This window comes from Peribacillus sp. NPDC055009, from assembly GCF_053608705.1.
The window spans coordinates 207,538-226,783 of record NZ_JBSGVZ010000006.1 but is presented as its reverse complement, the minus strand read 5'-3'; the positions used below and the strand labels follow the sequence as shown (position 1 = coordinate 226,783).

Genomic DNA, 19,246 nt, shown 5'->3' with positions numbered 1-19,246 from the left:
TTCTATCTAAAGTTAGAACTAGGTTGATTGGAGCGGGTGTACGAGACTTCTTCTTAGAAAAGCGCGTCTAGGGGAGACCCCGCAGGCACAAGCGGAGGAGGCTCCCGGACCGCCCGCGGAAAGAGATTGCCTCTCGTTCCAATCAACGTCCAAATTGTACTAGCGCCATAAACTCAATTTTCTTCGTGTTTGCCTACAAATAAGCATCCTTAAATGAATAAGGCTTTAAAACAAAAAAAGAACCTTCAATCAATGATAGATTAAAGGTTCTGTTATTTTTAATTTCAATGTTACTTCAGTATCCAAAAATTAACTATAAACTAGCTCTTTTTTTTTGCTTAGACCAAGCGTCTCTGATGTTGAAGTTTGAATTTCGTGCAGAAGCTCAGTATTTTCCATTAGTGACTCTCCATAAGAAGGAATCATTTCTTTAATTTTCGGTTCCCACTCTTCCATACGTTGCGGGAAGCATTTATTAATTACCTCAAGCATAACATGAACAGCAGTAGAAGCCCCTGGAGAAGCACCTAGCAATGCTGCAATCGAGCCATCGGATGCACTGACAACTTCCGTACCAAATTGAAGTGTACCTTTGCCGCCTTCAGCAGTATCTTTGATAACTTGTACACGTTGGCCAGCCACTACTAAATCCCAATCCTCGCTCTTAGCGTTCGGGATGAACTCTCGTAACTCTTCCATGCGCTGTTCCTTCGATAACATAACTTGCTGGATCAAGTATTTTGTCAATGGCATCTCTTTTGCGCCTGCCGCCAACATAGTTAAAACATTATTAGGTTTTACGGAAGTTATTAAATCCAGCATTGAACCTGTTTTTAAGAACTTCGGAGAGAAGCCTGCAAATGGTCCAAAAAGCAACGATTTTTTATTATCGATAAAACGTGTATCAAGATGCGGAACAGACATTGGTGGAGCACCAACTTTAGCTTTTCCGTATACTTTTCCATGATGCTGCGCAACAACTTCCGGATTATTACATACCATGAAGTATCCGCTAACTGGGAATCCGCCGATATGCTTCCCTTCAGGAATACCGGATTTTTGCAGCAAATGCAAGCTTCCGCCCCCGCCGCCGATAAAGACGAATTTAGCATTATGGCGTTCTACGCTGCCAGTATCGACATTACGCACTTTTAATTCCCATGTATCATCGCTAGCCCGTTTAACATTATCAACACTATGTTTATATTTGATATCGACGTTTTTAGTCTTTAAGTGGTCAAACAACATGCGTGTCAAAGCACCAAAGTTAACGTCAGTACCGTAATCAATTTTTGTTGCCGCTATAGAATCATTTGATGGACGGTCTTGCATAATAAGTGGAATCCATTCCATCAGTTTTGCTGGGTCATCGGAAAACTCCATACCTTTGAACAGAGGATTTTTTGACAGCGCTTCAAAACGTTTCTTTAAGAACGCTACATTTTTATCCCCTTGTACCATACTCATATGAGGCAATGGCATGATAAAGTCTTGCGGATTATCAATCAGCTTACAGTTTACAAGATACGACCAAAACTGCAATGAAACTTGGAACTGTTCATTAATTTTAATTGCTTTGCTTATATCTATAGATCCGTCAGATTTTTCGGATGTATAGTTAAGCTCACAAAGTGCAGAATGACCCGTACCCGCATTATTCCATTCGTTAGAGCTTTCTTCTCCTGCGTTTGCAAGCTTCTCAAATACTTTGATTTCCCATTCCGGTGCTAACTCTTTCAGTAATGATCCCAAAGTCGCGCTCATGACTCCGCCGCCAATTAAGATAACGTCTGTTTGTTTCTGTATGTTGCTCATTATAACCTTCCTTATCCCCTATATTTTCAAAAAAGATGTAGGCGCTCCTGCTTAGGTGTCACAAAAAGCCAGGCACGAACAAGGAACACACCTTTTCTGTCTCCTTATAACTATATCATAGTCTATTATTATTATTTCATAGATTAAAATATTCTACTATTACTTTTTTTGTTAAAATATTGATTTTGTGAAGAAATTAGCTTAAACTTATCCGCCCCGATAGTCGCATTAAAAGATTTCTTCAGCAACTTCCCCTTATTGAAGGAAGAAACTGTTAGTGAAATAATATTGACACATCGGAAAAACGACGAAAAAAACACATTTATTGACAAAATCAGAAGTGAAATTAGAAGGATTTGTAACCATTTCCCTAAACAATAAGTACCTTCCTGAAAATGTTAAACTCCTACCTTTTTAACTTGTATCATAAATTTCACCCAATTATTAGATATTATAACAATACCAATAATTACTGATAATTAAACCAATATAAGGTAAGACCATTGATAATATTGCTAATTTTAAGACTTATAGCATAGTCCTTTTAAAAAATTCCTTACTTTATTGCTATTACAAAAAAATATTATTCTAATACACATTCCTTATATTCATTATATTATTTTCGCATAAAGATATTTTCAACTTTGTGTTCTGATCCTTTTTTCAAGACGAGTTTTGCCCGTCCTTTTGTCGGCAGTATATTTTCATGTAAATTTTTCAAATTGATTTCATCCCAAATTTGAGTCGCTTGTTTAATGGCCTGTTCCTTAGACAAGTTAATATAACGATGAAAATAGGATTCAGGACTTTGAAATGCGGTCTTTTGAAGTAAAAGGAACCTTTCAACATACCATCTTTCTATGTCATTTACATCTGCATCTACATAGAGTGAGAAATCAAAAAAGTCACTGACGAATACTTGGTTTTCCTTGTCTACTTGAAGAACATTAACACCTTCCACTATTAAGATATCCGGATTACAGATAGTCTGCACTTCATTTGGCAAAATGTCATACTTCAAATGTGAGTAGATTGGAACTTCCACTTTATTTTTTCCTGCTTTTACATCTCCGATAAGATTGATTAATTTTTGAGTATCATAACTTTCAGGAAACCCTTTTCTTTTCATGAGTCCTTTTTCTTCTAAAAGATCATTTGGGTACAAAAAACCGTCGGTAGTGACAAGACCTACGTTTCTGTGATTATCCCATCTAGATAATAAAGTCTGAAGCAACCTTGCTGTCGTACTCTTTCCTACAGCAACACTCCCTGCAATCCCAATGATATAAGGTACTTTTTTAACATCAGTTTTTAAAAATGAAGTGGTGGCTGTGTTAAGCTGCTGAGATGCTTCAACATGTAAATTGATCAAACGAGTCAAGGGCAAATAAACCTCTTCTACTTCCTGAATGGATATTTCTTCATTTATTCCTTTTAAGTTATCCAATTCTTCTTCAGTTAAAGGAAGAGGAGTATGGTTTCGCAGAGATGCCCACTTTTCTCGATTGAATTCAAAATAGGGAGTATAGGAACTCATGATTTTTCGTTACCTCACTTTTTAGAGTTACTATCAGTTTAACAAGGATGATGATCATAAAAAAGATGTTCCTGATCCCTTATCCAAGTAAAGTGATTAATCTTTGAATGATAACCCGCCTGTCTCCAAAGCAGCCCTAAGTTTAGGTAAAGAAGCTGGTCCCATACCGTGAAATTTCAAAATCTCTTTTTCACTATATGTTGAGAGCTGTTGTAAAGAGGTTACCCCATTGTATTCCAATGCACGTCTGGCAGGTGCCGAGAGCACTGAAAGAAATCCGGTGTCCGTTTTTCGTTCCTGCTCACATACAGGGCAGGTCGGACAATCGCTGGATTTATAGTATTTGTGTCCCTTTTCGCAAGTCCTCATATTCTTCTGTGAAGTTGTCATTGTCAACTTCCCCTTTACTTAAGATTTTTAATCCGAACATAAAAAGTTCACACTTCACAATGAAGCAATCATTTTAATCCATTTTATCATCTCTTGTTAAAACTGAACTGCCCTTTTGGTTTCATTGGAAAAGGGCTGCCGCAGCAACCCTTTGTAAAAACCCAAAGTGAATGATAGATTAACCCACTTTATCTTCCTTAGCCTCTGCCTGAGCATTGGCTTGTACACGCTTGTCTATTCCAAAAGCGAAATAACTAATTACAACGATAGCCAGAAAACCTACTCCAACCATAAGTGATATGCGTGTTTCATCATTAAACCACATACCGATTAATACCATGACCAAGAAAGCGATGGTCAGGTAGTTTGTAACAGGTGCAAAAGGCATCTTGAATGGATGATTGTGCATTTCAGCTTTTTTGACTTTCCTGAATTTAATTTGACTGATCAGAATGACAAACCATGGAATCATTCCAGGAAGTACACTCGCACTGTATACATGCACAAATAAATTTTCTGGTGCAATATAACTTAATACAACCCCAAGTGCTAACCCGACTATCACTCCAAAAGTACCGAATAAAGGAACACCACTATTAGATACTTTAGCAAAGAATTTTGGTGCTTGTCCATTCATCCCTAATGTGTAAAGCATGCGTCCAGCACTGTAAATACCACTATTGCAGCCAGACATAGCAGCCGTGATTACGACAAAATTAATGATTCCAGCTGCTGCCGTGATACCAACCTTCGCAAATGTCGCAACAAATGGACTGCCAATCGCGCTTAATTGATCCCAAGGGTAAACGGTTACAATAATGAAAATTGCACCGATATAGAAGATTAAAATACGCCAAATGGTACTTTGAATCGCTTTCGTTATCGTTTCTTGCGGATTCTTTGCTTCACCAGCTGTAATCCCAATTAATTCTACACCTTGATAAGCGGCAACCACCAGTGAAAGAGCAAAGAAGAAGCCCTTCCAGCCACCTGTAAATAAACCGCCATGCTCCCAAAGATTCGATAATCCTAAGGCTTCCCCTCCGTTACCGAATCCAAAGAAGATAAGTCCAAAACCTGCAACGATCATTAAAATGATTGTCACGATTTTAATCAATGCAAACCAAAATTCAATTTCCCCAAAGGATTTAACGGAAATTAAGTTCGCTGCTCCAAGAATCACCATTGCGATTAAACCTGGAATCCAAGCAGGGAGATCAGGGAACCAATACTGCATGTACGTCCCCACTGCAATAATTTCTGCCATCCCGACAATAACCCATTGGAACCAGTTACTCCATGCTGTCATATACCCAGCCAATGGATGAATGTACTTATAACCAAATGTCGCAAATGAACCTGTACTTGGCTCCAAATACAACATTTCCCCCATTGCGCGCATGATCAAGAATATAAAAAGCCCAGATATCGCATAAGCTAACATTACAGACGGGCCTGTCCATTGGATCGTGCTGGCTGAACCCATAAATAAACCGACACCAATCGTTCCGCCCAAAGCGATCATCTGAATATGACGACCTTTCAACTCCCTATTCAAATCTTTGTTTGCCATTCCATTTCCCCCTACACTACTAATAGTCGAAATTTTTTCAAGATGCTTAATACACTCCCTATTTAGTATAGAAATGATATAGCAGGCTCCACTTTTTTTATCTTTCTTAAAGCTGCCTCATAAAATCATTCTTCACTCTTAAGCATTCTGACAGTTGGAAAGATTACCATAAAATTTCATGTTATTTCTTAATTCTGTTCAAGGTTTCATAGAAAGCGCTTACTTTTTAACGTTTATAAAAGCTCACCCCTTAAACATTAAAATTCCCCTGTATAAAGTAACCCGAATAAAAGAGTATTGCAACTCTTTTATTCGGCTGGCAGGTTTATTATGCTGTTACTAAAAGGGACTTTATTCTCAGCTTTAACAACATATCATTCGTCATTTTCTCCAAATCATATTCCGCCTTGAATCCCCACTCTTCCTTCGCACAAGTTGAATCAATTGTATTTGGCCAACTGTCTGCAATGGATTGTCTTACAGGATCGACTTCATAATTCATGACAAATTCCGGAATATGCTTTTTAATTTCGGCTGCAATTTGCTCCGGATCAAAGCTCATGGCAGAAACATTGAAAGAATTCCGATGTTTCAATTTTGAGGCATCTGCCTCCATTAATGTAATGATGGCTGCTAAAGCGTCCGGCATATACATCATATCCATATACGTTCCCTTATCAATGTAAGAAGTATATCGCTTGTTTTTAATCGCTTCATAGTAAATTTCAACTGCATAGTCGGTCGTTCCGCCGCCAGGAGGTGTCGCATACGAAATCAGTCCCGGGAATCGAAGACCTCTCGTATCAACCCCAAATTTATGATGATAATAATCACATAATAATTCTCCGGATACTTTGTTCACGCCGTACATCGTGTTCGGCCGTTGAATGATGTCTTGCGGTGTCCAATCTTTAGGAGTGGTTGGACCAAAGGCACCAATGGAACTAGGTGTAAATAATTGGCAATCGAGTTCTCTTGCAGATTCCAAAGCATTGACCAATCCGCCCATGTTTAAATGCCAAGCTAAAAGCGGCTTCTTTTCAGCTGTTGCCGACAATAAAGCGGCTAAATGTATAATCGTATCCACTTCATGTTTTTTTGCCATGTTATACATCGCTTTTTCATCTGTAACATCCAATATCTCAAATGGACCCGATTGAGCAACATCGCTGTCCGTTTTTCGAATATCTGTTGCAATGATATTGTCAGCTCCATAAATCTCTCTCATTTTCAGCGTCAATTCTGAACCAATTTGACCTAAAGCCCCCGTTACCAAGACCTTTTTCATCAAAAATCCCTCCCCATGTTTTAAACTCTGAAACAAGCAATCTCTTATATGATCGACATCTCTTTTCCTACTTTTTCATAAATGGCAATTGCACGATCCAGCATCTCTTTTGTATGAGCAGCAGTAGGCATATTCCTCACTCTTCCTGTTCCTTTTGGAACGGTAGGGAATACGATGGATTTAGCATACACACCTTCTTCATTCAGCCTTTTGCTGAATTGCTGCGTTTTTGCTTCATCACCTATAATGCAAGGCGTAATCGGTGTTTCGCTCTCCCCGATATCAAACCCTAATTCTTTTAGGCCTTTTTTCAAATAATCGCTGTTTTCCCACAGCTTATTTTGAAGTTCTGAGCTATTCATCAAAATATCGATGGCTTCTATACTAGCTGCAACTGCTCCCGGTGTGGCAGCCGTTGAAAATAAAAATGGACGGCTTCTCACTTTTAACCAATCAATCAAATCTTTCTTTCCTGCTACATAGCCTCCAACAACACCAATGGCTTTGGATAATGTACCAATTTGGAAATCCACTTTATCCGATAATCCAAAATGTTTTACCGTTCCTGCACCATTACCTAATACACCTGAACCATGCGCATCATCAACATACGTAATTAAATCGAACTCTTCAGCTATCTTCACAATTTCAGGAAGCTTGGCAATATCCCCATCCATCGAGAAAACCCCATCGGTAATAATCATGATCTTGTTATACAATCCGGACTCCTTTGCTTGACGTGCTTTTGTCCGTAAATCGTCCATGTCGGAATGGATAAAAGGAATAATTTTCGCCTTGGATAATCGGCAACCATCAATGATTGAAGCATGATTCAGTTCATCTGAAAGAATGGCATCGTGTTTATCCATCACTCCTGAAATCGCTGCCATATTACAGTTAAATCCAGATTGATAAGCAATGGCTGCTTCTGTATGTTTAAACTCGGCAAGCTTTTCTTCTAATTTGACATGAATATCTAACGTTCCGTTGATCGTACGAACGGCACCGGCACCGACACCATATGTTTTAGTCGCTTCTATGCAAGCCTCTATTAATCGTCTATCTGTTGCTAAACCTAAATAATTATTGGATGATAAATTAATTAGCTCTCTGCCTGCAATGGTGATTACCGGACCGTTTGGACCTTCCACCGGATCAATAACGTTGTAAAGCCCTTTTTCTTTTAAATCTTCCAAATTTTCTTTCAAAAATTTATTTAATATTTCACTTGACATTTAATATACCCCCTCATTGATGGTTGGAATAAATGCAGGATCTTTATATGTTTTACCCCTATTTAAAAAAACATTGTATTTTTTCCCTTTTTTCCAAAAATACACGTGTCTTCTCCATAAACACACTCAACATTAACGTAAATCCCTTTATACTAAGTGTTATTACAATCATAATAATTGATAATTTTAATGTTGTCCATATTGTGTGGACAAAAAAATTTGAATTTTTGTAGTTTTTACAATCAGCATTCGCCTGAAATGCGTTTATATCAATGGAAATACGAAGAGAATTTCATCAATTTTCCAATGTAACCGATGTTTTATCTACGGGTTTTTTGGAGACATTAACCATTAACCTAATAAAGGAGTGGTATTGTGAAAACTGAAAATGAAAAGACCTCAGAAGGCCTAAATGAGATTTTTGAGATTATCAATGCAAAAGGTGACATTGGTGAATTAAAAGAAATCGTCCAAAAATCTGATGAACAAACAAATGAAGTCAACCAAGGGGATTGATTATCCTCTTTCAGTTTTGTCGAAAAAGGGAGTCCGGAATGGTCTCTTGCCGAATCCCTTCCACGATTTTACCGAAGTGATTTCACCACTTTTTAAAACAATACTTGGTGCCCCCTTCCAGATGAGACTTGGCAGATAGTCGGCGGAAAGGGAGCGAATTTCTTAAACTTTTTTAAAGAAAAAACTGAAATTGTCTATGGTCTGCAAGGGCATTAATTATCCTCTTTTTTGTCTGTTTTACATTGTACTAATGGACGTTAAAGTCCATTACAACAATAAAAAAAGAGCTGCTGATCAGCTCCGGATATTGCCGTAACTTACACGTAAAAAGTAAATCAAAAAACAAAAAAGTTATGCACATTCAGAAGGAAATGTGCACAACTTTAGTTGGAAATTTAAGCCAGCTCAATTCTGATGCCGACTTAAAATTCACATTATTGATTCATCTTTTTCATTCTGTGAAGTAAAGGACCATCTGAATGATTGTTTTCTCCAATTACAAAACTCGTCATATAATAGGTCAAATATTGACCGTAATGATTATTGGTATTTAACAATAACTCGTCCACATAGTATACCCCTTTGGGGATTTGATCCATTAGCAGCACCGATAATGAAGCATATATCCCGCAGGCCACTTGAAAGTATGTTGCATTGGTTTTGTATTTGGAAAAGATATCGCGATTCTTTAATGTATTATACATATAACGCTCCTTATCTTGATAAACGATAAGGACACCAACTAGATCTTCCCCGTCAAGTTCGGCTTCAAGCGGATCGAGAACCTTCATGTCATGGTTCCATAATTGATCGGCGTCATCCAGTTTCGAGCGGATTAACTCCGTCGTATGGTCATTTACCTTATATAAAAAGCCGCCTTCCATATCATACAATTTACCTAAAGTATATACTTCCTCATGAGGCATTAGACAACCGTAAAACTGTTTGTCCCCTAATGTGACTTTAAATTCGACATCATAAACATTTTCATATAAAAAGAGCGGTGTATGGTGATTCATAAACATTGGATAGCTTGAAATAGCCTCATCCAGAAAGCACTCGGGAGACCATGTTGTGTAAATGACGTCATTCTTTGCCTTCGATTTGTCCTTAAAAAACGAATTGTCATGCTCTACAATGTAACAGCCTAGCGGTCGTTCCTCTGAATCACTCTTTAACAGCTCAATGGCCATCCATTGCACCACCCCTGGATTCATTCCCGACCCAATTATAGCTGTAGAATTGGAAAATCGATCTTTAAACTTTTCAAAATGCCTGATCCGTTCAATTAGAGGAAACCCATAATATAATTCTTCATTTTCATCGACCATTGTGTTTTCTAAAGCGGAATTAACATAATTAACGCCTAATGCGTCGCAGCATTCCAGCATTTCAACCGTATCCGCCCATGAAAGATCAATCACACATAATGTTTTTGTGCTTTCAAGATGCTTGATAAACCGCTTTTTATCTTTTAAATCAAATTGATGCAGTACAATTTGATCTTTTAGGTGTGGAAATAATTCATGATAATATTTTTCTTCCTTTTGTTTAATATCAATTAAGTGAATAATACAACTGGATATAAAAAGATGGAGTGGATCCTTTTTATCAATAGCTGATTTATTCAATATGGCAAGTATTGATTTTGCTGCCCCTCCTGCACTCCCAAGAATGGTTATCACTTTTTGGTAATCATCCATTTTTACACCTCGTCCAACCTTTTATTATAAACTATGTAGTTACGGGTGAAATGCAATGGGCAACTGATGAAATGAGCAATACGTACAAGCTATCATCAATTCAAAATAATAGGAATGGTTATGAAGAAACTCCTGCATCTAAGAAGGGGTGTTACGTTTTAATATGCTTTTATCGGGTCCCTTAAAGGGAAAATAATATATATCCAAAGCTATTCCTGCATCTATTTTCATGATAAGTGCAATAATTAACAAGTAGAGATATCCAAAGAAATAAAGGAGAATGACTATGAATTATCAGAATATCACGATTGCCGGCAGCGGCGTTTTAGGAAGTCAGATTGCATTTCAAACCGCATTCAAAGGATTTAACGTATCAGTATATGACATCAATGATGAAGCATTGGAACGTGCAAAAGATAGGATCACTAATTTGAAGCCCTACTATAAAGAAGACATAGGAGCTGCGGAGGAAGATCTTAATGCTGCTTATGCCCGCATTTCTTTCCACAGTGATTTATCTGGGGCAGTTGCCGAAGCTGATCTTGTGATTGAAGCGATTCCGGAAGTGGTTCAAATCAAAACCGATTTTTACACAGAGTTAGGAAAAGTGGCACCTGAAAAAACAATTTTCGCCACGAACTCTTCTACATTATTACCAAGCCAATTTGCCGAAGCAACAGGCCGTCCAAAAAAATTCCTCGCTTTGCACTTCGCTAATGAAATCTGGAAAAACAATACGGCAGAAATCATGAAGCATCCTGCAACGGATAGTGAAGTTTTCGAAGAAGTGATTGATTTTGCAAAAGCGATTGGAATGGTTCCTCTGCCTTTACATAAAGAACAGCCAGGCTATATTCTGAATTCCTTATTGGTTCCTCTTTTGGATGCTGCCCAAATGCTCTTATTAAAAGGAGTGGCCGATACGGAAACCATCGATAAAACGTGGATGGTCGCAACAGGGGCACCTCTTGGTCCATTCGCTATATTGGACGTGGTAGGAATCAATACCGCTTATAATATTTCACTTGCAAAAGCGAAAGCGACAGGTGATCCAGAGATTGAAAAGCTGGCTAACTTATTGAAAACAGAATATATCGATAAAGGGAAAATCGGAAGAGAAGCAGGAGAAGGCTTCTATAAATATCCAAACCCCAATTTCGCAAAAACAGACTTTTTAAAAGGTTAATGATTCAGAAGGTGCCTTGAGAGAGCCTTCTTTTTTTACTATTTGCACTTTATATCCCTTCAATATCGTCATAAGAAAAAGACCATGAAATCGTGAAAAGTACTTTTCACGATTTCATGGTCTGATTTATAATGTAGATGTTACAGTGTTATCCCCTATATCTCAAAGTTAATCCTTTTAAGAAATTCCTCGCGTATCGATCTCCGCACTCTTTATAATTCCTATGACCCACTTTTCTTAGTATAGCGCTTAATTCCCCTTTGGTTATCATGACTCCTGCTTCTTCCAAAACTTCGATCATATCCTCACTGGTTAATGTTAATGCTATTTTCAGTTTCTTCAAGAGGATATTATTCACACTTTCCTTAATCTTTACAGCCGGTGCCTGACTTTGAGGCTGACCAGGTTTTGGCTCTTGTCTCCCTCTTTTAAAAATGATCAAACCATTTAAAAAGGACTCTAACATCATGTTATTGCAGGTTACCCCATCTTCCTCTTCATCCATATCATCATATTCTTCATATTCATCATAATAATCATCTTTTGGTTTTGTGAGCATCTGCATGACTTCTTCCATCGTCACTTCAATCTCCCCGAGTTTAAATATCTCTACCATATCTTTATTTTTAATATCAAGCGCATATCTTAATCGAATTAATATATCATGATTATGCATCCAAAAACCTCCTATGTATTTCTCTATTCACAGTACTCTCATTATTACACAAATGGATGGAAATAAACGCAGATTAAAATCCGAGAACCTTTTACAGATTCCCGGATCACTCTGCTTATTGCTCCCATCAACATTCTTTTCCAAAGTTATCAAGCAATGCACGCACTTCATCTGTTGATTTCGTGTTCATCAATTGATTTCTTAATTCACCAGCTCCACGGAATCCTTTGACATAAATTTTGAAAAAGCGATGAAGCCCTGTGATTGAACGTGGTAGTACTTCCGCATATTGATCTTGAAGATCGAGCTGCAATCTTAAAAGATCAAGGTATTCTTTACTGCTATGCTCTTTTGGCTCTTTTTCAAAAGCAAAAGGATTTTTAAAAATTCCTCGCCCGATCATAACGCCATCAATACCATATTGTTCAGCAAGCTGCAGTCCAGTTTGACGATCAGGAATGTCTCCATTGATTGTTAGTAGCGTATTTGGTGCGATACGGTCACGTAATTTTTTGATTTCCGGAATTAGCTCCCAATGCGCATCTACTTGGCTCATTTCCTTTCTTGTACGTAAATGAATGGAAAGGTTCGCAATATCCTGTTTTAAAATTTGCGTCAGCCACTCCTCCCACTCATTTACATCATTATAGCCAAGTCGTGTTTTCACGCTGACAGGCAGTCCGCCCGCTTTTGCTGCTTGAATAAGTTCTGCCGCCACGTCTGGACGCAGAATTAGGCCACTACCTTTCCCTCTCGATGCCACATTCGGTACAGGGCAGCCCATATTAATATCGATGCCCTTAAATCCTAGCTCTGCCATGCCAACACTCATTTGACGGAAATATTCGGGATTATCCCCCCAAATATGTGCCACCATTGGCTGCTCATCTTCTGTAAAAGTCAAACGGCCACGCACACTTTTCATGCCCTCTGGATGGCAATAGCTATCCGAGTTTGTAAACTCTGTGAAAAATACATCCGGTCGACCGGCTTCACTTACTACGTGACGAAAAACAACATCTGTCACATCTTCCATTGGTGCAAGTACAAAAAATGGTCGTGGTAAATCACGCCAAAAATTATCTATCATTTCAAACTCAAATCCTCTCACTATGGATACAACTTCAAACTCTCGGTCAAAAAATATAAAAGCCAAGTGCTCCACTTCTTTTACACTTATATCATGCTTAATAACTCATTATCAAACACAAGTACATTTTGGACATTTATAATTTGTGAAAATCAGCAATGTTTATTTTAAGGAAAACCGGTCCGAATGTAATTGACGGCGGACTTGAATACCCAAAACGCATTTACCGCTCAAACCCACCAGAATTACATTATGAAGAAGAATAAAAAATAGGAGAACATGTTTTAATAGAAACATGTTCTCAGAAAATCAGTATTTTATTCAATACATGATTCCAATATATTAATCCATTTACATCAGTGTAAAAACTATATACAAAAGCAACTAGCGATTCGTTAGTTTCCTTCTTTTAAAATGAGTTGCGAGACACACTCTACATGGCTCGTCTGCGGGAACATATCCACAGGCTGTATGGCCTCAACGCGATAAGAAGTGCTCAGTTCTTGTAAGTCCTTGGCCAAAGTGGAAGGGTTGCATGATACGTACACTATGGTTTTCGGTTTTACTTTCAAGATTGTCTGCAGTAATGATTGGTCACAGCCTGATCTTGGCGGGTCGACGACAAGTACGTCCGGTTTCCAGCCTTCTTTGGTCCAGCGTGGAAGGATATTCTCGGCCTTGCCTGTTTCATAGTATACATTGTCGCGTTTATGTTTTTTGGCATTTTTCTTGGCGTCCTCGATGGATTCTTTAATGACGTCCATCCCTCTGACTTCCTTGGCATTTTCAGACAGCCATAGACCAATGGTTCCTACACCGCAATAAGCGTCAACCACTTTTTCCGTGCCGGTTAAGGCTGCCGCTTTTTTCACTTCATCATATAAGCGAACAGTTTGAACGGGGTTAAGCTGGAAGAATGTACGCGCTGATAGTTCGTATGATAGGTCACCCAATGTTTCGTTGATGACTTTTTCGCCTGCCAGGTGAATCGTTTTTTCGCCAAATATCAGTGATGTGTTTCGGTTGTTGATGTTTTGAACGACCGATTTCACTTCTGGCAATTGGTCCCGAATTTGTTTTAGCAACTGATCTTTTTGTGGAATTTCCTCCGCACCTGTAACAAGGACAACCTGCACTTCACCTGTTTCAAAGCCTACCCGTGTAATGACCGTACGAATAACACCTTTTCTTTTTCTTTCGTTATATATTGAGATGTTCAGGTTCTTTAGAATCTTTTTCACTGTACGTGTTACCTTATTTGTTGCCTTATGCTGTACAAGGCAATTCGGGATATCGATCAGATTATGGGAATTCAAGCCGTAAAGGCCAGCAATCAATTTACCATCTTTTTGGCCGACTTGGTACTGACTTTTATTGCGGTAATTCCAAGGATCTTCCATACCGATCGTTTCTTTTACATTTAATGAAGAAACCGGGAATTTCGAATGGCGCTCCATCGCTTGAATAACGATATCGCGCTTTTCGATAAGCTGCTGGTCATAGCTTAAATGCTGTAACTGACATCCGCCGCATTCAGCGTAAACCGGACATGGCGCTGCAATGCGATGCGGTGATTCTTTACGGATGGTTTTTATTTTCGCCTCGGTGAAGTTTGGCTGCACCTTTGTGACCAAAGCTACAATTTCTTCACCAGGCAATGCTCCTGGGACGAAGACGACTTTCTTTTTGAAATAACCGACTCCCTCTCCATTAATGCCAAGCCGTTTAATCGTAAGGGGAAGGGTTTGATCCACTTCCAGTTTTGTATCTTGAATGTTTGTCATTTCTTTTCACTCCGTTTTTCAATGCTTCTCCACAAATAGAGGGAAGCGTAGCTTAGATATGGAGCCCATTTCTCACTATAGGACTCCATTTCTTCTTGGGTTGGCTTTTGCGGTAAGCCATATAATATTTTCAAGGCATTTTGAATGCCAATATCGGCTTTAGGAAATAGGTTCGGCCGGCCAAGTCCAAAAAGCAGGAAGTTTTCAGCCGTCCATCTACCGATACCGCGTATTTTTATTAGTGTATCCATAACCTCTTGATCGGATAGCTTTTCCATTATATCAAGGTTGAGATGGCCCTGAATGACCTGCTCGGAAAGTCCGATGACGTATTCCGCTTTCCGGCCGCTGAATTGAATGGCTCTCAATTGCTCGATTTTAAGTTGGGCGGTTGTTTCCGGCGTCGGATAAAACCAGGCACCTTCCATCTGGTAGCCGAAGGTTTTAACGAATCGTTCCGTAAGCGTATGGGCAAAGGATAAGTTCAATTGCTGATGTATGATGCATTTAACGAGGCAACTGTAGTAATCGAAGTCCAAGACTATGGCAGTACCGCGGTGCTCTTCGAAGATTTCCCGCAAATCGGATTCCCTGAAATGCCTGGAAACGCCTTCTAATGGCTGATGCCAATGAAAGACCTTTTTTAACCGTTCGATCGCTTTTGACTTGTATACCTCTGAATGACCTTTGATGATAAAAGATGGTTCATCGATATTTCCCATTGCTTGAACCTGCAAAACGATTGGTTCATTTTCTATATATAGCGGAACTTTTACCGTCCTGTTAGTGAAATCAACTACCTGAAGTGGGTCTAACGATAATCGTTCGAGAACTAGATCGAAATTATAGGGTCCTTGAACCTGTAATTTTTCTGTCCACACAAGCGATCCATCCTTTAGCAGTTTTCCACGTATTATAGCATGTTTCCTGAAATATTACTTGAAATTGAGGAGAATGGATAAAAGCGGGACCTGAATTATCTCTACAGGACCCGCTTCTCACTTTAATAAAGCATTCGGTTCGGCAACTGCTTCTCAATCATTAAATCATCAAGGCTACCGAAAGCATACCCCTGTTTTTCAAGATCCGTCAGAATCGAGTCCAAAGCATCCGCATTATCCTTCGATACGGTATGCAATAATAATATCGCACCGGGATGAATCTGCTTAAGCACTTCATCGTGTGCGAACGCGGCACCCTTTTGTTGATCAACAATCCAGTCTCTATATGCCAGTGACCAGAAGATGTGGTAATACCCTTCTTTTTTTGCGATCCTCATCGTTCTTTCATTAAATACCCCACGAGGCGGCCTTAAGTAGTTCATTTCCTTTTGCCCCGTTAATTTTTCCGTTGCTTCTTTTACCCGCTCAAGCTCCGTGCGAATCACATCGTCCGTCACGCTGGTCATATCCGGATGGTTCCATGAATGGTTTCCTACGATATGCCCCTCATTAGCCATACGGACAACAAGCTCAGGTGCCGTTTTTAAATAATGACCCGTGACAAAAAAAGCTCCAGGAGCACCATGTTTCTTCAGGACATCTAAAATTTGGGCCGTATAGCCATTTTCATAACCGTTATCAAATGTTAAATAAACGACTTTTTTCTTTGTATCCCCCTTATAAATCGCTTCATATTCAGGCAGCATTTCATTGAATTTTTTACCGGCATCGGCAGGTGTCCCATTTTTTCCTTTATTGAAACCCCAGTTATAGGATTCTGCAAAAGCCGGGCTTGCCAAAGAGCATATCAAGCAAATAAAAGCGGATAAAATCACCATTTTTTTCATTGGAATATCCCCCATGTTCTTTTTTCTTATTGTTTGGAACATGGAGATTTATATGCATGATATTGTGAAGGTCGAATTGATCTCGTTGTAGGTCGATTTTTTCGCTCCGTAGGTCGAATTTCTGCCGCTTTAGGTCGATTTTTCGCTCCGTGGGTCGAATTTCTGCCGCCGTAGGTCGATTTTTTCGCTCCATGGGTCGAATTGATCTCGCCACAGGTCGTATTTTCGCTCTTGAGCCGTATAAATTTCACTCTGGATCAAATTAACGCCCCGGAGGCCGAATTAGTTCGTTAGTATCTATGACAGACGCAAAAAAGGGCCTCTCCTCCGAAAAGGATTGGCCCTCCATGTTTTGTTTATCCTTTAAATAGCGCTTGTGCCGCCTTCCAAATAATGGCGATAGCGAAAATGAGAACGATTACAATTCCGATTACGTCAAGGAATGTTTCAAGTCCGGAGAAAATCGTGTTTGCCACAGGAAGTTTGATGAAAGCAAAACCGGTTAGCATGGCCATAAAGAATAAGAAGTAGTTATTCTGCATGAAAATCCCCCCTTTCTCTTCTAATGTATGTGCGACCTCTCCAAAAGATTGTACTTTTTTGAGGTAATTTTCGCCTTTTTTTCATATACATTAGCAGGGGGGGAATGAAATGCTGGAATGGGTTATCACTTTAGGCTTTGTTGGTTGTCTTGGTTTAAGTGGTGGAGTGTTTGTTCATTTTGTGAAAAGTGGATTGAATTTAGAGGATGCATCAAGAATCGATCCACTGCCGGAAATAGAGGAGTAAGCTATGCAAAAGACGCTCACCGTTTGGCGAGCGTCTTTTGCATACATTTATTTAAATACTGGTTCTTTGAATTGCGCCAATTTTTCCAATGAAGATTGCTGAACGTCTTTATGCAGGCTGTTTCCATGTGAATCCATGGTAACCACGGCAGTAAATCCTTCAACATTCAGATGCCACATTGCTTCTGGAATACCAAATTCAGTGAAGTTCACACCTTCGACGGATTTGATGCAATCTGCATAATATTGAGCAGCCCCGCCGATTGCATTTAGATAAACGCCGCCGTGCTCACTTAGTGCTTCTAGTGTTTTTGGTCCCATTCCGCCTTTACCGATAACTGCACGGATGCCGAATCGTTTCATGATATCACCTTGGTATGGTTCTTCACGAATACTTGTTGTCGGTCCGGCAGCCTTTACATGCCATTTGCCTTCTTCGTCCTTCAGCATAACCGGTCCACAGTGATAGATGATTTGTCCATCTAGGTCGATTGGTGCAGGATTTTCAGATAAGTGCTTGTGGATGGCGTCACGGCCTGTATACATTCTGCCGTTAATATGAACGACGTCACCAACTTTTAATTCACGGATTTGTTCTTCCGTGATTGGTGCTTGCAGGGTGATTTCACGGGAAGCTTCAACGTCCGATTCTGCAGCGGCTGCCACTTCATCCTTCGCTGCTTTTTCTGCTTCCAAAGCAAAGTCGATTTTCTCCCCTTCTTGATATAACCACTCATTTATTTCGCCTGTTTCCGGATTGACTTTCACTCCTAAACGGCGGAACGCCCAGCAGTTGTAAGCAACGGAGACGAAAAAGCTTGCCGGAATACGGTGCATGACACCGATTTTACATCCAAGCAACGTAGTTTCGCCACCAAAGCCCATCGTGCCGATTCCCAATTCATTAGCTGTCTTCATGATGTAATCTTCAAGTTTACGAAGGTCTTCATTCGGATTCACATCTTCATTACTGCGGAAAAGTTGAGCCTTAGCCAGATCATATCCGGATGAACGGTCCCCTCCGATACCAACTCCGATGAAGCCGGCACTGCAGCCTTGTCCTTGTGCTTGGTAGACAGAGTGAAGGACACATTTACGGATTCCGTCCAAATCACGGCCCGCTTTTCCCAATCCTTCAAGCTCCATAGGCAGACTGTATTGGATGTTTTTATTTTCACAGCCGCCGCCTTTTAAGATAAGACGAACATCAATATAGTCTTTTTCCCATTGATCGAATTTAATGACAGGAAGACCTTCCCCAAGGTTATCCCCGCTATTTTCACCCGATAAAGAGTCAACCGCGTTTGGACGAAGTTTTCCGCCCTTTGTCGCTAAGATGATCGCATTCCGGATTGCTTTTTTTATTTCAAGTTGGTTCACGCCAACTGGAGTTTTTATTTTGAAAGTCGGCAGACCAGTATCCTGACAAATCGGTGATACATTGTCGTCAGCCATTGTAATATTATTCGTGATGGTGGTCAGGCTCAATGCAGAACGAGTACCTGCATTTTCACGTTGTTTTGCACTTTTGACCGCACGACGAACATCCTTTGGAAGATTCGTTGAAGTTTCAACGATAAGACTGTACATACTTTCTTGGAATTTTTGAATATCCAAATTTCTCTTCCCCCTCTTATTTCCCCTAGATTAGATTTAATCATTTCCCTGCTTCTCTATAAATAGCGAATGATACAACACCCGTTTTATTATACATCTAACATAATCTTTCGAAAACAAGTAATTATTTTTCATAATGAAAAGCAATTTGGAGAGAAATGAGCAAACCCGCCAGAAATAACCCATGAATTAAATTTCATCACCAATCATTTCCATTAAAAAAGGATGACGCAGTATTCCCGTCATCCCTTCATGAATA

General features: G+C 39.5%; 17 protein-coding genes. 3 read left to right on the top strand and 14 right to left on the bottom strand.

The window, feature by feature from the left end; translation table 11 throughout:
* Positions 1 to 309 precede the first annotated feature (309 nt).
* The 6 genes from ACWF5P_RS12305 to ACWF5P_RS12280 form a co-directional block, all read right to left on the bottom strand.
* On the bottom strand, positions 310 to 1,815 hold the full coding sequence (locus ACWF5P_RS12305; RefSeq protein ID WP_434168445.1) for a malate:quinone oxidoreductase: 1,506 nt from the start codon (positions 1,813 to 1,815) through the stop codon (positions 310 to 312).
* Positions 1,816 to 2,431: 616 nt separating this feature from the next.
* Complete coding sequence (gene coaA / locus ACWF5P_RS12300) at positions 2,432 to 3,352, bottom strand: type I pantothenate kinase (protein WP_101224861.1); 921 nt, start codon at positions 3,350 to 3,352, stop codon at positions 2,432 to 2,434.
* 96 nt (positions 3,353 to 3,448) lie between these two features.
* Positions 3,449 to 3,742 carry an RNA polymerase alpha subunit C-terminal domain-containing protein gene (locus tag ACWF5P_RS12295; RefSeq protein WP_452444908.1) on the bottom strand — a complete coding sequence of 98 codons (294 nt, stop codon included), beginning with the start codon at positions 3,740 to 3,742 and terminating at the stop codon, positions 3,449 to 3,451.
* 178 nt (positions 3,743 to 3,920) lie between these two features.
* Positions 3,921 to 5,315 (bottom strand): amino acid permease, encoded by a 1,395-nt coding sequence (locus ACWF5P_RS12290; RefSeq protein WP_434168442.1) that lies wholly within the window; start codon positions 5,313 to 5,315, stop codon positions 3,921 to 3,923.
* 328 nt (positions 5,316 to 5,643) lie between these two features.
* A complete protein-coding gene (locus ACWF5P_RS12285; RefSeq protein WP_101224864.1) occupies positions 5,644 to 6,603 on the bottom strand; it encodes an L-threonine 3-dehydrogenase in 960 nt (319 codons plus the stop codon).
* 44 nt (positions 6,604 to 6,647) lie between these two features.
* Positions 6,648 to 7,838 (bottom strand): glycine C-acetyltransferase, encoded by a 1,191-nt coding sequence (locus ACWF5P_RS12280; RefSeq protein ID WP_241589991.1) that lies wholly within the window; start codon positions 7,836 to 7,838, stop codon positions 6,648 to 6,650.
* A 375-nt stretch (positions 7,839 to 8,213) separates the two neighbouring features.
* On the opposite strand from ACWF5P_RS12280, the gene ACWF5P_RS12275 reads away from it, so the two are divergent.
* A complete protein-coding gene (locus tag ACWF5P_RS12275) occupies positions 8,214 to 8,354 on the top strand; it encodes a hypothetical protein (RefSeq protein ID WP_202190642.1) in 141 nt (46 codons plus the stop codon).
* Between the two features lie 434 nt (positions 8,355 to 8,788).
* Here the strand turns inward: ACWF5P_RS12275 and ACWF5P_RS12270 are convergent, their stop codons facing one another.
* Positions 8,789 to 10,057, bottom strand: a complete 1,269-nt coding sequence (locus ACWF5P_RS12270; protein ID WP_452444907.1) for an S-adenosylmethionine decarboxylase related protein — start codon at positions 10,055 to 10,057, stop codon at positions 8,789 to 8,791.
* A 286-nt stretch (positions 10,058 to 10,343) separates the two neighbouring features.
* Between ACWF5P_RS12270 and ACWF5P_RS12265 the strand changes: the two genes are divergently transcribed.
* A complete protein-coding gene (locus tag ACWF5P_RS12265) occupies positions 10,344 to 11,243 on the top strand; it encodes a 3-hydroxyacyl-CoA dehydrogenase (RefSeq protein WP_452444906.1) in 900 nt (299 codons plus the stop codon).
* 148 nt (positions 11,244 to 11,391) lie between these two features.
* Here the strand turns inward: ACWF5P_RS12265 and ACWF5P_RS12260 are convergent, their stop codons facing one another.
* The 6 genes from ACWF5P_RS12260 to ACWF5P_RS12235 all read right to left on the bottom strand — a co-directional run bounded on the left by ACWF5P_RS12260 (position 11,392) and on the right by ACWF5P_RS12235 (position 17,124).
* On the bottom strand, positions 11,392 to 11,919 hold the full coding sequence (locus tag ACWF5P_RS12260; RefSeq protein ID WP_452444905.1) for a DUF1456 family protein: 528 nt from the start codon (positions 11,917 to 11,919) through the stop codon (positions 11,392 to 11,394).
* 127 nt (positions 11,920 to 12,046) lie between these two features.
* The gene (locus tag ACWF5P_RS12255) at positions 12,047 to 13,009 is read right to left on the bottom strand and encodes a tRNA dihydrouridine synthase (RefSeq protein WP_101225034.1); all 963 of its coding nucleotides are present in this window, start codon (positions 13,007 to 13,009) and stop codon (positions 12,047 to 12,049) included.
* 395 nt (positions 13,010 to 13,404) lie between these two features.
* Positions 13,405 to 14,793 (bottom strand): 23S rRNA (uracil(1939)-C(5))-methyltransferase RlmD, encoded by a 1,389-nt coding sequence (gene rlmD, locus ACWF5P_RS12250; RefSeq protein WP_101224869.1) that lies wholly within the window; start codon positions 14,791 to 14,793, stop codon positions 13,405 to 13,407.
* Entirely contained in the window at positions 14,790 to 15,674 is an 885-nt protein-coding gene (locus tag ACWF5P_RS12245) for a DNA-3-methyladenine glycosylase family protein (RefSeq protein ID WP_452444904.1), read from the bottom strand. Before ACWF5P_RS12245 ends, rlmD begins: the two co-directional genes overlap by 4 nt.
* Before the next feature lie 122 nt (positions 15,675 to 15,796).
* The gene (gene pdaA, locus ACWF5P_RS12240) at positions 15,797 to 16,582 is read right to left on the bottom strand and encodes a delta-lactam-biosynthetic de-N-acetylase (RefSeq protein ID WP_101224871.1); all 786 of its coding nucleotides are present in this window, start codon (positions 16,580 to 16,582) and stop codon (positions 15,797 to 15,799) included.
* 356 nt (positions 16,583 to 16,938) lie between these two features.
* Complete coding sequence (locus ACWF5P_RS12235; protein WP_101224872.1) at positions 16,939 to 17,124, bottom strand: hypothetical protein; 186 nt, start codon at positions 17,122 to 17,124, stop codon at positions 16,939 to 16,941.
* A gap of 109 nt (positions 17,125 to 17,233) precedes the next feature.
* Here ACWF5P_RS12235 and ACWF5P_RS12230 point away from each other — a divergent pair, with 109 nt between their 5' ends.
* Positions 17,234 to 17,371, top strand: coding sequence for a hypothetical protein (locus ACWF5P_RS12230; protein ID WP_170971547.1), 138 nt, complete (start codon positions 17,234 to 17,236; stop codon positions 17,369 to 17,371).
* A gap of 47 nt (positions 17,372 to 17,418) precedes the next feature.
* On the opposite strand, the gene ACWF5P_RS12225 is transcribed toward ACWF5P_RS12230, so the two are convergent.
* Positions 17,419 to 18,987, bottom strand: coding sequence for a fumarate hydratase (locus ACWF5P_RS12225; RefSeq protein ID WP_133351834.1), 1,569 nt, complete (start codon positions 18,985 to 18,987; stop codon positions 17,419 to 17,421).
* Positions 18,988 to 19,246 lie beyond the last annotated feature (259 nt).